The following is a 14349-nucleotide window of genomic DNA, read 5'->3' as shown; positions in this document are numbered from 1 at the left end:
TTAACGCTCCTTACTTTATTGCTATTTTATCCTTTATCTTCTCATAGGTTCCTTCCTTGATACCAGGCACGCTCATAATGTCTTCTGTGGAAGTAAAAGGGCCGTTTTCTTCCCTGTAAGCGATGATCGCCAGGGCTTTGGACTCCCCTACACCTGTGAGAGTGGTAAGCTGGGATACATCAGCGGTGTTCAGATTGATTTTCTGGTCTGTACCGGTATTTTCTCCGGCAGATTCCTCTCCGTTGTTATTTCCGGGGACGGTTTCTGATGTGGCTTCCTGTCCATTCTCAGTAACCTGGATCATCTGGCTGTCCACTTCTGCCTGGGTGGGCACATAGATCTGCTGTCCGTCGGAAAGTCCCTTCGCACGGTTGAGATAACTTGCCGCAGCTTCCGGAAGATATCCGCCGGCTTTCTCAATAGCTTGGAAAACACGGCTGCCGGATGGAAGTTCATAGACTCCGGGGCTGGTTACTGCTCCGCAGATGTCTACGTAGATCGTTTCTGGAATCTCTGAGGTCTCCGGCTGCTGTTTCGCAGCTGCCGTTTCCTGTCCTGTATCCACTTGCATCTGTGCAGACTTCTTCTCAGATACTCCATTTTCCGTGTCCGTAGGATCTTCTTGTTCCGCATCCCTCCCGGATGTCTCCACACTTTCTTCCTGCACCAGTTCTTTTTCCAGAAACTCTGCTCCATCATCCTTACAACCTGTCAGTCCTGCAAAGATCAGAAACATAAATATGGAAAAAATAAGCTGAACACTTCTGATATGTGATTTTATTTTCATGGGTCAGGGGTTCACTCCTTTTTGCCGATGTGATGGCAGGTGCCCCGTTACTCATACAAAACCATACCTTATTTTAACGAAGTATTACAAATATTACAATACTTTTATTTCTATTTCCATTTGAAAATGACCACGCCTGCAATGCAGATCAGCATTCCAAACAGCTTTCTCCACTGAAAATCCGCTCTTTCCACTCCAAAAAGTCCCATCAGTTCTATGAGATAAGCCACTGCAAGCTGGGAGATCACAATGAGCATAACTGACCGCGCTGGCCCCAAACTGCCCATACTCTGGATCACGGTAATGGTAATGAACGCACCGATCACGCCTCCAAGCAGCGTATATTTATTCTCCACCTGCCACAGTGCACCGATACTTTCCCTACCTGTAAAAAGCCATGCAGCCACACAGACCAGAAATGCGGAAAACTGCACCCATCCGGTGGAAACCCACAGACTTGTCTGTTTTGTTACATTTGTGTTAAATACTCCCTGAATGCTCATCAGTGCGCCCGAGATCAGCGCCGACAGAAATCCCCACATAAAAATCCCTCCATATAAGATCCGTTCACCAGTTTTACCGTCATAAAAAGGCGCTGCTATTTCTGCAACGCCTTTCCGGTTTCTTATAGTTTATGTGGTTTTTCTGAAATTATACAAATTTTTGAGATAGATTCTTCCGGAGAATGCAATATGCGGCATCTCATAAAAAGTGGCACTTTCCGGGCAGATCGGGCGGTAGAGAGGATCTGCCACAATGATCCTGGCAGTTTTCAGTTTTTCTTCCATGGCTTCTTCCCCGCGGATGGCTTCATCTCCCCGGCGGAGGAGTCCTTCTGTGATCTCCAGCGGGCAGAGAAGCTGAACTTTTTTTCCACACTTCTGCTCTATGGCTGCTCCCAGGGAGCCCATGGTAACCGGTTCCCCGATGAGGGTGATGTCCGGAGTGGGGATAAATCCTGACAATGGGCTGTCTTTTTTTCTCAGATAGATCACCTGGTCCGGAGTTACTTTCCACAGCTCTTCCTGTCTGCCAGAAATCTGCGTTCCATTTTTCTCCGCAGGATTTTCTTTTTTATACTCAAACGCTTCATAAAAGCTCTCCGCTGCCTTCTCAAGTGCGTCCGAAATCTCTCCCTCATAGCCTTCCACCGGAGTTCCCACAAGAAATGGTGTCCCGAATTTCTCTCTCAGAACATTGGCAGCCGGGATTCCCACGGAAGATACCACAAGGTTTACCTCCGCCTCACCGGCATGGGACAGATCTTCCAGCGTATCGCCCATAGCCCAGGTGGAAAGGATCTCCCACCCATATTTTTCCAGACGTCTTTTCATGGCATCTACCATCGGCTGGGGGCCAAAATCCAGGGGTGTTACTCCAAGAAGATTTAATTTCCGTTTTCTCTTCTCTGCAGCGCCGGTAAAATGTCTGGCAATCTCAGAGAGTGCCAGCCCTGCTCCATACACATAATCATGCATACCACTGGTTGGAACCGAAAACGCCGGAATCCCTGTCTCGGCCGTAAGTGCACGGGCAAGTCCAGGAAAATCTGTTCCGTTCATAAAGGGAATCGGGGAACTTGCAAGAGCAATAAATTTCGGTTTCAGTTCCTCCGCCACATCTTCGATATCCCGGAGAAATTTCTCATCATTTCCCATGATCGCATCGATATCCGTAAGGCCTGAGATAAAAATCAGGCTGTCCTGGTCATACCAACGGATCTCATCGTGGGTATTATAGGTAGAATTACAGCCAGAAGGATCATGCATCACCGTCATTCCTCCAAGCTCATACAAAGCGGAACAGACACCGGACACGTCTGCCGTATAAATCGGTATAATTCGATATGCCTGTCTCATATGCAGCTTTCGCACCCCCATCCTTTTCGAACGATCAGATCTTCCGGATCTTTTTCTTCATGAAATGCTTCCACCATCAGCTGCGCGGTATGTCTGATTCCGTCGAATCCCCAGAGCCCGCCGCCCTGTACCATATTGACAAAATTTCGGCTTCCGGTAAACCAGGCTGCTTTCTGGCCGATGGCAAGGATTTTTTCGGACTGCTGCCGTGTCCGCACCCTCATCTCCGGACGGACAGTGGAAATCAACTTCAGCTCCGGATAATTCTCCTTCAGCCAGAAAAATACCTCTTTTTCTTCCGGGCTGATACTGTCCAGAAAAACGGACTGTACCTGAAATCCATGGGTAAGGAGAAGTTTTGTAAGTCCCAGGGGCCTTGGATGAAAAAGATAATCCACTGCTATGGGAGTGTCACCGATGATCTGGTGTGCATGAGAAAGAGCCTCCTCACATTCCCGGATCTCTTTTTCGATATCCAGGCCGTTGATTTTTCCTGTTTTCCTGTTGTTTTGCTGTCCCAGCATTCCCAGCAGCTTCTCTTCCTGTTCCTGTATCTCCCCATAATCAAAACTTCCCGGCAGATACAAAAAAGGCCTTCCCAGTCTTTCGGCCTGTTTTTCTGCCCCGAATTTTCCGGCAGGGTAACAGTTCAGAATCAGACTTCCCTCTCCCAGGTTCTGATAATCCTCCCAGGTTTCACAGGTCGGTATCTCTCGGAGCAGGATTTCGTTTTTCTTCAGGATCCGGCAGATATCCGAACCTTCATCCAGCGCAAAATCACTGCCCAGAACCGTCACGCATTTTGGATCTGCCTTTCTCTCCTGCACGGCATCATACATGGCCAGGCGAAGCTTCTGATCCGGTGTGGGGCCTGTTTTCTGCATGATGGGATCCATGAAGCACCGCATAAAAAAGATCTCCGGAAATCTTTTTTCCAGCTCTCCATAGATCCGGTCCAGATCACTGCCCAGAAAATGATGGAGACATACGGTAAAAAGCAGCACTGCCTTTGGCTTCTTATCCAGACGCTTCAGGACATCTGTCACCCCTTCAATGGTCACATCCTCCAGATTTCCACTCAGAAGATCTTTTTCCTCCACGATCACAAAGGAAAAACGGTCTGCTGCATTCATTTCCGCCGCAGTCAGCACAACGCCTCGCATACAGTTGTCTGCACAGACGTAGATCTGCTGCGCTTCCGGAACCAGCATTCCCGTATGTACGATATTCCAGTTTCCGTGGGCCGGGGAATTAAATTCCAGCCCCGGCTGAAAGGGCACCGGAAAAGAAGCTTCTTTTATAAATACTTCTGTTTTTCCCGGAAACTCCCGATCGCCAACTCTTTTTAACATGTGCCATCCTCCCTGCATGCATTCAGGATCTGTTCTGCCAGCGTCCGGTATTCTCCTGCCATCTCGCTTTCCGGATAAGCTTCCAGAAGCGTTTTTCCCTGCTCCTCTGCCGCAAGAACCAGGTCACTTCTGGAAAGAGTTCCTACTACCTGGGTGTGAAAATCCTCTGCCAGCTCCCGGACTTTTTCTTCTTCTCTTGGCACATTCCGCCGGTTCAGGATCAGCCCTCCCAGAGATGCATAGCCTCTGTTTCTGAAATTTTCCACCGCCATGGCAATATTCGCCCCTGCATGGATGGCCATGTTTTCTCCGGAGGTGATGATAAATACTTTATCTGCATACCCTTTTCGCATGGGCATGGAAAAACCGCCGCAGACAACATCTCCCAGTACATCGTAGAGAACAATGTCCGGTTTATAGGTCTCATAGGCTCCGGTTTCTTTCAGTTTTTCCAGCGCAGTGATAATACCTCTTCCCGCACATCCAAGTCCAGGTGTAGGGCCGCCGGCTTCTACACAGACTACACCCCCGTATCCGATCTGCACCATATCTGCAAGTTTCAGGTCCTGGCGCTTTTCGTTGTAAAGATCCAGCACTGTGGGGACTTTTTTCCCATGCCGGAGAAGAATGGTGGAATCTGCCTTGGGATCACAGCCGATCTGCATCACTTTCATTCCTTTTTCCGCAAGGGCGGCTGCCACATTGGAAACTGTGGTGGATTTTCCGATGCCGCCCTTTCCGTATACCGCAACTCTTATCATTTCCTGTCCTCCGCTTTTGTGATCACATTGGAATATGCCGTTTTTGCGGAAACTCCCCTGAGACGGCCAATCTTTCCGGATAAAGAGCTGATCACATCCTGTGGCGCATCAATGGCAATGCTGATAATGTTGATACCTTTTTCCCGGTAGGGGATTCCCATTCTCCCGATAATATATTTTCCCGCTTCGTGAAGAAAACGGTTGATGTCATCGATCACCTCATTGTTTTCCACAATGATCGAGATCAGTGCCACTCTTGTATCCATAAGATCCGCCTCTCCTTTCCAGTGTCTGTTTTACTGCCCGTTTTATCGGACTCTGTTTTGTTACTGATAATTTTCCAGGCTGAAATCGTTTTTTCTTTCCGCTCACCTTCTGTTTCCTATGCTGTCTGTATCTGTCAGCAGATCCTCGGCAGAAGTTCCCCGCCTGGCTGCGGAAGTAATGCCTGAGTTCCGATTTCCGTAGTCATGACAACTTTTCCAGGCTGGTCCTCGGTAACCTCACCAATAATGGCAGCGTCTTTGGAATACGGACATTTACGCAGTGCTTCCACGATCTTTTCCGCCTCTTCTTTTGGCGCCATGATCACCATACGTCCCTCACATGCCAGATAAAGTGGCTCCAGGCCCAGCATACCGCAGACACCTTTTACTTCCGGAGCTACCGGAACAGACGACGCATCCAGACGGATTCCCACGTTACTCTGGCCTGCAATCTCATAGAGAACGGTTCCCACGCCGCCTCTTGTGGCATCGCGGATCACATGAAGGTTATGGGTGGCATCCATCACTTCTTTTACAGTTCCCCAAAGCGGTGCACAGTCACTTGTCACATCCGCATCGATGCCAAAATCCTCTCTTGCCAGAAGAATGGTGCATCCATGTCTTCCCACATCACCGGTCACAATGATGGCATCTCCCGGTTTTGCCAGCTCACCGCCTACCTTCACGCCATCCTGGATCTCACCCATTCCGGTTGTTGTGATAAACACACCGTCAACCTGTCCTTTTCCTGCCACCTTGGTATCTCCGGAAACAATACGCACGCCGGCTTCTTTCGCTGTTTTTTCCATGGCTGCGGCAATTTCTTCCAGCTTCTCCATGGGAAAACCTTCCTCGATCACAAAAGCACAGGTGAGATACATCGGTTTCGCTCCCATGCAGGCAAGGTCATTAACTGTTCCACAGATGGAAAGCTTGCCGATATTTCCTCCCGGGAAAAATGCCGGAGAAACAATAAATCCATCGGTGGATACGGCCATTTTTCCTGCCGGCGGGACCAGCACTGCCGCATCATCGGCTGTAAGATCCGGGTTTGCAAAATGTGCTTTAAATACTTCATCGATCAGTTCTGAGGTCTGACGGCCTCCGGCACCGTGTGCCATGGTTACTGTTTTATTATCCATAATTTTCATCTTCTTTCTACGATCGTTCAAACGGATATCAGATCTGTATCATATAGTCCGATCTTCCAGATGTGATCCTTCGTTTGTATGACATGTATTCCTGTATTATAGTCCATTAAACCGGACAGTTGATCAATCAGTTCCCATACATAAAATATGCGGAACAGGCTCCTTCATTGGATACCATACAGGCTCCTACCGGATGCTGCGGGGTACAGACTTTTCCAAATACCCTGCAGTCCGACGGTTTGCATTTTCCCTGAAGCACATCGCCACAGCGACAGGCCGGATTTGGTTTGCCTTTGATCGGCGGCACCGCATATTTTTTTCTGGCATCAAAAGCTTCCCATTCTTTCCGGAGCACCAGGCCGGATCCCGGGATCACACCCAGTCCACGCCATTCGGAATCGCAGGGTTCCATCAGTTCCTCGATCAGTGTCTGTGCCTCCGGGCTTCCTTCGCTTTTTACCACGCGCGGATAACAGTTTACAAAGAAAGGTTTTCCCTCCTGGAAACGGACCAGTGCAACTGCCAGCGCCGTAAGCAGCTCCTTCGCTGTAAATCCTGCCACTACACCACTGACGCCTTGCTCTGCCAGACGTTCGCAGAGTGCAGTCCCTGTAATGGCGTTGACATGTCCCGGGTAAAGGAACACATCCGCACTGCCTTTTAATGCCTGATAAGCCTGTGGCATGGTCTTGTTTGCCACAAGGAGAGAGTAGTTGGAAAGGCCATCTTCTCTGGCTTTTTTCACGGAAAGACAGCCTGCAGGTGTCGTCGTCTCAAAACCAACAGAAAGAAATACCACCTGCTCCTTTGGATGTTCTTTCGCATATTTTTCCGCATCTGCCGGTGAATAGACGATACGTATCCTGGCTCCTTCTGCCCTGGCATCTGCAAGGCTTTTCTTTGTCCCCGGTACACGGACAAGGTCACCGAAGGTACAGATGGTCGCCTGTTTTTCCAGAGCCAGATAAACCGCCTCGTCAATAAAGCCTACCGGTGTTACACAGACCGGGCAGCCCGGGCCTGAAATCAGCTCCACCTGCGGTGGCAGAAGCTTGCGGATCCCCAGACGGAAAATCTCGTGAGTATGGGTTCCGCAGACTTCCATGATCCGCACCGGCGGCCCCTGATATCCTTCTATGATCTCTCTTGCTGTTTTTTTCTTCTCTTCCATCACAGCAGTTCCTCCATCAGCTGGTCTGTCTCTTCCTCGTCATCGTCAGTGATCTTTGCAATGGCAACACCAGCATGTACCATCACATAATCTCCCGGCTCCAGATCTCCCAGAAGCTGGGCGGAAACTTCTCTCTTTGCGCCGCCAGCATCTACCACTGCGGTTCCGTCACTGATCTTTACTACTTTTGCTGATAATCCTACACACATATCTATGCCTCCATCCCGCATTTCTGCTGTATACTCCATACATCGTAAAATATTTCATCAGGCGGATATCTGCGATCCGCATCTGCATGATCTATCACCTTTATACTTGTCTGTGCCGCTGCACATAAGCCATTCCATATGCTGCCTGACCCAGCGCGATCCCTCCGTCATTTGGCGGGATCAGACTATGTTTCAGAACTTCAAAGCCTTTTTCTGCAAGCCCGTCATCTACCAGTTCCAGAAGAAGCCGGTTCTGGAATACACCGCCGCTTAATGCCACTTTCCGGATACCAGTTTCCTGCTCTGCTTCCTCACAGGCTGCAAGGATCTCATCCGCCAGCGCCCGGTGGAATTCGTAAGCCAGTTTCCCGGAATCTTCTCCTTCCAGCTTTTCCCGGACCAGATGTGCAACGATGTCACCTGTATTTAAAATAATCTTCCTGTTCCCGGTTTCCGGCTTTTCATCTGCACCGGTTGTTTCTACATTTCTTTTTATATCTGTTCTTTCTCCAGAAACAGTATCCACATTTTTCTTCTGTATCTCCTGCGCTCTCCACGCTTCCGCAGCAAACTCCAGCGCCGTGGAAGCTTCCCCTTCAAAAGTAGACGCCCTTCGGATTCCCAGGATCGCACTGACTCCGTCAAAAAGCCGTCCAGCACTGGTGGAAGTCACTGCATTGAGCTTTCTCTGAGCCATGGTCACCAGCACTTTTGCTTCCTGCTCTGTGCAAAGTCCCAGTTTTTGGACAGTATCAAGAGTTTTCTCCAAATCTCCTGTATTCTGCCAGATCAGGGAAACGGCGATCCGCCAGCCTTCTTTTGCGGAAACATCTCCTCCCACCTGTACAAAAGGTTGGATACTTCCAAGCCTTGTAAATCCCTGATAATCTGCGATCAGGATCTCACCGCCCCAGATCGTCCCGTCTGTTCCATATCCGGTTCCGTCAAAGGAAACACCGATCACTTTTTCCTCGCAGTCATTTTCTGCCATGCAGGATAAAATATGTGCGTAATGATGCTGCACTTTCAGAACGGGAAGCCCCAGTTCCTGGGCCACCACTGTGGAATTATATTTTGGATGAAGGTCACAGACCACCACTTCCGGCTGTACTTCCAGAAGTGTTTCCAGCCGGCCTATGGTTTCCTTCAGGGCTTTTACCGTTCGAAGATCCTCCAGATCACCCACATAAGGGGACGGATAAAAACGGTTATCCACACCAATGCAGAATGTATTCTTAAGCTCTCCACCTGCCGCGATCACCTGTCCCTTCCAGGGTGTGGAAACCATAAACGGAAGAGGTGCATATCCACGGGAGCGCCGGATCATATATGGCTCTCCCTTATAAAAATCCATCACCGAATCATCGGCCCGGATGCGGATCTTCCTGTCATGGGAAAGAATGCAGTCACATAAATAAGAAAGTTCTTCCACAGCTTCATGATCGTCTCTGCAGATCGGTGCGCCGGATGTGTTTCCACTGGTCATCACCAGAAGCTTCGGCATCTCAATTCCATCGTCATAATGAAAAAGAAGAAGCTGCACCGGTGCGTAGGGAAGCATCACACCGACTTTTGGATTCCCGGGAGCGATACTCTCACAGAGTTCCGCTGGTTTTCCGCATTCTGCCTCTGATCTGCCCTGGTCTTTCCCGATGTTCTTTCCATATTTTATGAGTTTCGCATCTGTTTTCTGTCCACAGGACATCTCAGTAAGCTTATCCAGCAACAGGATCGGTTTCTGATGCCCGGTAAGGATCTTCTCCTGCTCCTCACTGACCTGACAGACTTCTTTCACGGTTTCCAGATCCTGTGCCATCACCGCAAAAGGCTTCACCGGACGCCGTTTCAGTTTCCGGAGCCGCTGTACGGCCTCCTCACTGGTGGCATTACAACAGAGATGAAAACCACCGATTCCCTTGATGGCCACTATCCCGCCGGAAGCAATGGTCTTCCTCGTATAAGTGATCGCCTCCCGGCCACGTTCCTCTCTTCCAATGAGATAGACCTCCGGCCCGCAGTCATTGCAGCACACCGGCTGGGCGTCATAACGTCTGGTATCCGGATTATGGTACTCATCCGCACAGGACGGACACATGGGAAATTCTTTCATGCTGGTACGCTCCCGGTCATAGGGAAGGGAATCGAGGATCGTCAGCCTCGGGCCACAACAGGTACAGTTGATAAACGGATGCAGATACCGCCTGTTTTTCGGATCAAACATCTCTTCCTTACATTCGTCGCAGATGGCAATATCCGGAGAAACAAAGATCTCACCCTTTGTCTTCTCGCTTTCAATGATATCAAACTGCGTAAATTCCTCCGGCTCCTCCACCGGTTCCACCAGAAGCTTCAGGATGGCCGCACGCTTCGGCGGCCTGTTCTCGATATCTCCGATAAAACCGTCCACATCCTGCTGCCTGCCCTGGGCAAAAATCTCCACATAGGGTCCTTTATTGGACACACTGCCACGGATTCCCCTTGCCATGGCATGACGGCTGACCGTAGGGCGGAAGCCCACACCCTGGACGATTCCGTAAACACGGATCATTTTTGTAATTTCGCACTCCATATGTTCTCCATTCCCTGTAACCAGCTCCCCTGATCCGGTTACAGTATGTATGTAACTTTATGCCCTGCTCTTAAGTCTACCTGCACTTTCCGGATACCGCAAAATGCACCGCATCCACAAACACACCGGAAAACGTCTTTGCCATCCGCTTCATACAGGGATCTGCAAAGATCACATCATATCTGCCTTTTTCCACCAGATCCATGTAATCTTCCTCATCTTTCAATGGCACATCCCCCTCTTCCAGGAGATCTTTTTCCATGGAAAACCAGCTTGCCACTGTGATCTCTCCATCTGCGCCACGTTTCTGAAGTTCCTCTCTTATGGAACCGGCCATTACCTGCTGCTGCACGATGAGAATTTTTTTCCCTGCATACTCCATATCCGGCACCAGTTCCTCCACCAGCGGATATCCCACCTCATAAGGCGTTCCGAAAGTTTTCTCAAGATATCTGGCACATTCCAGTGCCGCTGGAGAAACCACGATATTTTTTTCCACAGAGGAGGCTTTTTTTACTTCATCAAGCCCATCTCCCATTCCGTAGCAGACTGCCTGGTGCCCCTGAGACTTAAATTTTTCCCGGAGCTTATCTGCCGCCTTCAGGTCACTGACATCCTGTGGCGTCATTCCAAGGATGCCCACCCTGCCCGTCTCCACCGGCAGTTTTTCCCGGGCAAAAACTTTAAAAAGTTCCAGATAAGCCTTCCGTTCTCCCCCGTCATAAAGCTCCATTCCATCGGTATTTACCGCAAGTACCGGAAGGTCTGTTTTTTTCTCGCACATCCGCTTCAGTGCCTGATAATCCGTTCCGATCACGGCGGGCACCGGCGTTCCGATCACTGCCGCAAAGCCTGCCTCCACCTTTTCTGCCGCATCCACAAGTTTGGCAACCAGGCGGTCATCCCGTCCCAGGATGGCATCCATGTCCCGAAGTCCCGCACTGAACACGGCACTTTTGCGCTCAAACCATCTTGGCTCATCAAAGCCGCAGACATTTCCCGTACAGCCTCCGGCATCACAGATCACGATGATCCCGCCCAGCTCATACAGAACCGACACTGCTCCTGACTGATCCGGGGCAAAGGGTGTCAGATATTTCCGAAGTCCTCTCATGCTCTCTCCCCCTTCCTCTTATCCTGCTCCGCCGCAGTCTCAAGGAGTGCCTCAAATAATCTACGTACCCCTGCATACCCATAAGGCTGACGGTCCTGATTCCAGACTACATTAGGCTGATCCGGATGATAATATCCCGCATCCTTACCAATCGTAAGATTTACGCCACTCTCTGCTGGATCATAATACAGCATGGTAGGTTCCATATTGGAAAAAATCTTCGTGCCCGGGCTCAACTTAGCCAAATGTCGTATGTATACAAAATTCTCAGCTGTAATAGTTCCATAGATCTCCGGCACCTGAAATCCATAGCGCACCAGCGCAAGTGCCAGCTCAAAAGGATCTCCGTTCATGCACTCCCCTACTGCAAAGGAGGCATCCGGACAGACTTTTCGGAACTGTTCCACCGCCCTGGAAGCCTCATCCTTATACTGCTCCTGGTCAAAAGCCACCCCAAGGACCTGTCCCAGAGCCCGATACTGATTTTCGATCTTATCCATCTGATAGAGCCTTCGAAGCTCAATAAACGGGATCTTCAGCCGGTTATGAAAATCCTCTGCCGCAAACCTTGCTTCCGGATGAAGCACCAGATTGAAATTAGCCTGGGACATGGTCCGGTATTCCTCATAATCCTTACATCTGGAAATCTCATGGATGGTTTTTACACCAGCCTGATGTAGCAGATCATAAAGCTCACAGTCATCCACCAGCGGCGAAAAAAATCCCAGAAGATTGACCACATTTCCTTTTTTCTTCTGTGGTTCCAGAAGAGAATATAAGGACTGGCGCACATGGACCATGGGCGGCTTCCTGCCCTCACGTGTCAGCGCATACATGTAACAGGGACGCACCGGAATGTCCACTTTTTCCTCTGCTTTCCGACAGACACGTTCCATATCCGTTCCCAGAAGCGCATCCACACAGGTGATGCAGATCATCACCACCGACGGCTTCTTCTCACAGCAGTCGCAGATCTCTTTTACCGCTTTGGGGATCTTTTTCAGATGACGGCCTGTGACAATATCTGTCTCGTCCATCATCAGGTAAAAAAAACGGTCATTATACTCCGGCATGGAACTGATAAGAGAAGTATTTCTTCCACAGCATCCGGGCGCCACGATCAGCATAATGGAATCCGGCACTGCAAGCCCCGCACGTTTTACCCCGAAGCCTTCCGCTCCCGGAGAATTAAATGCCAGCGTTGCCGGAGAACTGTAGATCAGATGTTTCCCGGAGATCATCTGCGGCGGGATCGCTTCCGGTCCAAGCCGTTCCAGTTCTTCTGCTGTTGCAAAATATGCTTTCTTTTTCATACGTCCTCCTTCTCCTGCACAGTCCCTTCACTCTCCAGCAGCTTCCGCGCCAGCGCAAAAAATTTCTCACTGATCTCAGAATTCTCATCACCCTCGATCACCGTTTTTCCCTGGTCTTCCCAGCGGATGATCTCATCACTCCTGGGAATCTCACCAACAATAGGAATATTACTTTTTTCTGCAAAAGCCTGCACCTTCTCGGTCTCATTCTCCACATTCCTGTGGTTCAGCACGATTCCAAAGATCCTCGCATAGCTGCGGTCCTCAAAATTCCGAACAGCACTGGAAATATTATTGGCTGCATAGAGCGCCATCTTCTCCCCGGATGTGACAATGAGGACTTTTTCCGCATAGCCCTCCCGGATCGGCGCCGCAAAACCACCGCACACCACATCTCCAAGCACATCGTAAAGTACTACATCCGGCTTCCAGGTCTCAAAAAGCTTCAGATCCTCCAGAAGCTGAAACGTTGCGATAATTCCTCTTCCCGCACAGCCAAGTCCCGGTGTGGGACCTCCGGTCTCAATACAGAGAACGCCGCCAAAACCCTCTTTCGATATATCTTCCAGTTTCTCCGGCTCCTCATCTTCTTCCCTCATATAATTCATCACCGGCCGGAGAGGTTCTCCACCAAGAAGATTGATGGTGGAATCCGCTTTTGGATCGCACCCGATCTGGATCACTCTTTTTCCCATGGCCGCAAACGCCGCCGCCAGGTTGGAAGTCACTGTGGACTTTCCGATACCGCCCTTTCCATATACTGCTACCTTCAGCATAAAATCCTCCCTTACTGAATGCGCCTGCTCCTGCAGGCATTTTACATAAAAAAAGCTCCTTCACCACACAAGGTGAAAGAGTCCCGTATTCCGCTCACAAAGCAGCTAAAGCCACGCTAAATGAACAACAATTCCCGCTCGGATCATACCTTGCTGTCAAAGTCTGTTACCTCTCTATTTGGCTTTCATGACACATCATTCGGATAGAAAGAAAATTTGTAATAATATTTTTCATTCCGTCTGATTTTTCTGTTTTTATTATACAATAGCAGCTATTAGTGAGTCAATTGCAACTCTGACTTCTTACACAAAAAAAGACTTCTTATCGAAATATTTTTAAGCATTTCGACGAGAAGTCTTTTCTCTGCTCTGCCGGATGGGAAGCTCCGGCAAACGTATTATTCTGATGGATCCTTACTGAATAGAAACTACGTGATATCCACGATCTTCAACAACTTTTTTCAGTTCTTCGTTGGAAATCTCTCTGTCATAGGAAACCACTGCCTCACCTTTTTTCAGGCTGACTTTGGCTGCCGCTCCGTCAATACGGTTGATGGCTCTAGTGACGCTGGCTACACAGTTCTCACAGTGCATTCCTGTGATCTTCATAGTTTTCTCACCAAGCTTCGTTCCGTCCAGTTTCTTCTTCGGGATTTCCGGTTTGCTGCCGCCTCCACAGCAGGCACCCTCACCTTTCAGATGTTTATATGCGCCTTTTCCGGCAAACAACATAATGATGATAACAACGATGACAACGATTGCATTTGCCATAATGATCTACCTCCTGGTTACTTCTGCATTCCGCTGCATCCTGAGCATCCGGAGCAATGACCGGAGCATCCGCCGCCACAGCCGTTGGTACGTGTATTACCGGCACAGCCAACACAGCTGAGCCCCTGTTTCTTTCTTGAATAAAGATAACTGATCACAAATATACCATATGCGATCACAAGCGCCAGTACAATAATATCCGCTACTATACTCATATCTGTCACCCTTTCTTTCGCTGCACAGCAGTTAA

At 49.4% G+C, this 14349-nt stretch carries 15 protein-coding genes; all 15 read right to left on the bottom strand.

From position 1 onward, the window contains the following. Positions 1–10: 10 nt before the first annotated feature. Positions 11–787, bottom strand: a complete 777-nt coding sequence (locus GPK81_RS01075; protein WP_244096080.1) for a ComEA family DNA-binding protein — start codon at positions 785–787, stop codon at positions 11–13. A 110-nt stretch (positions 788–897) separates the two neighbouring features. Beyond that, entirely contained in the window at positions 898–1329 is a 432-nt protein-coding gene (locus GPK81_RS01070) for a DMT family transporter (protein WP_021977510.1), read from the bottom strand. Between the two features lie 90 nt (positions 1330–1419). Beyond that, positions 1420–2646: a nitrogenase component 1 gene (locus tag GPK81_RS01065; RefSeq protein WP_215706382.1), complete on the bottom strand. Its 1227-nt coding sequence runs from the start codon at positions 2644–2646 to the stop codon at positions 1420–1422. Continuing rightward, positions 2643–3998, bottom strand: coding sequence for a nitrogenase component 1 (locus tag GPK81_RS01060; protein ID WP_215706381.1), 1356 nt, complete (start codon positions 3996–3998; stop codon positions 2643–2645). The genes GPK81_RS01065 and GPK81_RS01060 overlap by 4 nt, the downstream gene beginning before the upstream one ends. After that, positions 3992–4759, bottom strand: coding sequence for a nitrogenase iron protein NifH (locus GPK81_RS01055; RefSeq protein WP_118070728.1), 768 nt, complete (start codon positions 4757–4759; stop codon positions 3992–3994). The genes GPK81_RS01060 and GPK81_RS01055 overlap by 7 nt, the downstream gene beginning before the upstream one ends. Then, on the bottom strand, positions 4756–5025 hold the full coding sequence (locus GPK81_RS01050) for a TM1266 family iron-only hydrogenase system putative regulator (RefSeq protein WP_118070726.1): 270 nt from the start codon (positions 5023–5025) through the stop codon (positions 4756–4758). Before GPK81_RS01050 ends, GPK81_RS01055 begins: the two co-directional genes overlap by 4 nt. Positions 5026–5159: 134 nt before the next feature. Further along, on the bottom strand, positions 5160–6167 hold the full coding sequence (gene hypE, locus GPK81_RS01045) for a hydrogenase expression/formation protein HypE (RefSeq protein WP_174088132.1): 1008 nt from the start codon (positions 6165–6167) through the stop codon (positions 5160–5162). A 136-nt stretch (positions 6168–6303) separates the two neighbouring features. After that, positions 6304–7347 (bottom strand): hydrogenase formation protein HypD, encoded by a 1044-nt coding sequence (gene hypD / locus GPK81_RS01040; RefSeq protein WP_119247808.1) that lies wholly within the window; start codon positions 7345–7347, stop codon positions 6304–6306. Then, positions 7347–7556 carry a HypC/HybG/HupF family hydrogenase formation chaperone gene (locus GPK81_RS01035; protein WP_022426401.1) on the bottom strand — a complete coding sequence of 70 codons (210 nt, stop codon included), beginning with the start codon at positions 7554–7556 and terminating at the stop codon, positions 7347–7349. The genes hypD and GPK81_RS01035 overlap by 1 nt, the downstream gene beginning before the upstream one ends. A 100-nt stretch (positions 7557–7656) precedes the next feature. After that, entirely contained in the window at positions 7657–10125 is a 2469-nt protein-coding gene (locus tag GPK81_RS01030; RefSeq protein ID WP_148448458.1) for a carbamoyltransferase HypF, read from the bottom strand. 76 nt (positions 10126–10201) lie between these two features. Continuing rightward, the gene (locus GPK81_RS01025) at positions 10202–11239 is read right to left on the bottom strand and encodes a nitrogenase component 1 (RefSeq protein ID WP_021977519.1); all 1038 of its coding nucleotides are present in this window, start codon (positions 11237–11239) and stop codon (positions 10202–10204) included. Then, positions 11236–12552 (bottom strand): nitrogenase component 1, encoded by a 1317-nt coding sequence (locus GPK81_RS01020; RefSeq protein ID WP_215706380.1) that lies wholly within the window; start codon positions 12550–12552, stop codon positions 11236–11238. Before GPK81_RS01020 ends, GPK81_RS01025 begins: the two co-directional genes overlap by 4 nt. Further along, positions 12549–13328, bottom strand: a complete 780-nt coding sequence (locus GPK81_RS01015) for a nucleotide-binding protein (protein WP_118062705.1) — start codon at positions 13326–13328, stop codon at positions 12549–12551. The genes GPK81_RS01020 and GPK81_RS01015 overlap by 4 nt, the downstream gene beginning before the upstream one ends. A gap of 414 nt (positions 13329–13742) precedes the next feature. Beyond that, a complete protein-coding gene (locus GPK81_RS01010; RefSeq protein WP_021651583.1) occupies positions 13743–14099 on the bottom strand; it encodes a heavy-metal-associated domain-containing protein in 357 nt (118 codons plus the stop codon). 17 nt (positions 14100–14116) lie between these two features. Next, on the bottom strand, positions 14117–14314 hold the full coding sequence (locus GPK81_RS01005) for a FeoB-associated Cys-rich membrane protein (protein ID WP_021977522.1): 198 nt from the start codon (positions 14312–14314) through the stop codon (positions 14117–14119). Positions 14315–14349 lie beyond the last annotated feature (35 nt).

The organism is Blautia sp. MCC283, assembly GCF_018785565.1.
Classification (GTDB): Bacteria; Bacillota; Clostridia; order Lachnospirales; family Lachnospiraceae; genus Blautia_A.
This window is presented reverse-complemented; position numbering and strand designations above follow the sequence as displayed.

Coding starts and splice junctions, on each gene's coding strand:
- GPK81_RS01075 (WP_244096080.1), bottom strand. CDS start 787: ATGAAAATAAAATCACATATCAGAAGTGTTCAGCTTATTTTTTCCATA.
- GPK81_RS01070 (WP_021977510.1), bottom strand. CDS start 1,329: ATGTGGGGATTTCTGTCGGCGCTGATCTCGGGCGCACTGATGAGCATT.
- GPK81_RS01065 (WP_215706382.1), bottom strand. CDS start 2,646: ATGAGACAGGCATATCGAATTATACCGATTTATACGGCAGACGTGTCC.
- GPK81_RS01060 (WP_215706381.1), bottom strand. CDS start 3,998: ATGTTAAAAAGAGTTGGCGATCGGGAGTTTCCGGGAAAAACAGAAGTA.
- GPK81_RS01055 (WP_118070728.1), bottom strand. CDS start 4,759: ATGATAAGAGTTGCGGTATACGGAAAGGGCGGCATCGGAAAATCCACC.
- GPK81_RS01050 (WP_118070726.1), bottom strand. CDS start 5,025: ATGGATACAAGAGTGGCACTGATCTCGATCATTGTGGAAAACAATGAG.
- hypE (WP_174088132.1), bottom strand. CDS start 6,167: ATGGATAATAAAACAGTAACCATGGCACACGGTGCCGGAGGCCGTCAG.
- hypD (WP_119247808.1), bottom strand. CDS start 7,347: ATGGAAGAGAAGAAAAAAACAGCAAGAGAGATCATAGAAGGATATCAG.
- GPK81_RS01035 (WP_022426401.1), bottom strand. CDS start 7,556: ATGTGTGTAGGATTATCAGCAAAAGTAGTAAAGATCAGTGACGGAACC.
- GPK81_RS01030 (WP_148448458.1), bottom strand. CDS start 10,125: ATGGAGTGCGAAATTACAAAAATGATCCGTGTTTACGGAATCGTCCAG.
- GPK81_RS01025 (WP_021977519.1), bottom strand. CDS start 11,239: ATGAGAGGACTTCGGAAATATCTGACACCCTTTGCCCCGGATCAGTCA.
- GPK81_RS01020 (WP_215706380.1), bottom strand. CDS start 12,552: ATGAAAAAGAAAGCATATTTTGCAACAGCAGAAGAACTGGAACGGCTT.
- GPK81_RS01015 (WP_118062705.1), bottom strand. CDS start 13,328: ATGCTGAAGGTAGCAGTATATGGAAAGGGCGGTATCGGAAAGTCCACA.
- GPK81_RS01010 (WP_021651583.1), bottom strand. CDS start 14,099: ATGGCAAATGCAATCGTTGTCATCGTTGTTATCATCATTATGTTGTTT.
- GPK81_RS01005 (WP_021977522.1), bottom strand. CDS start 14,314: ATGAGTATAGTAGCGGATATTATTGTACTGGCGCTTGTGATCGCATAT.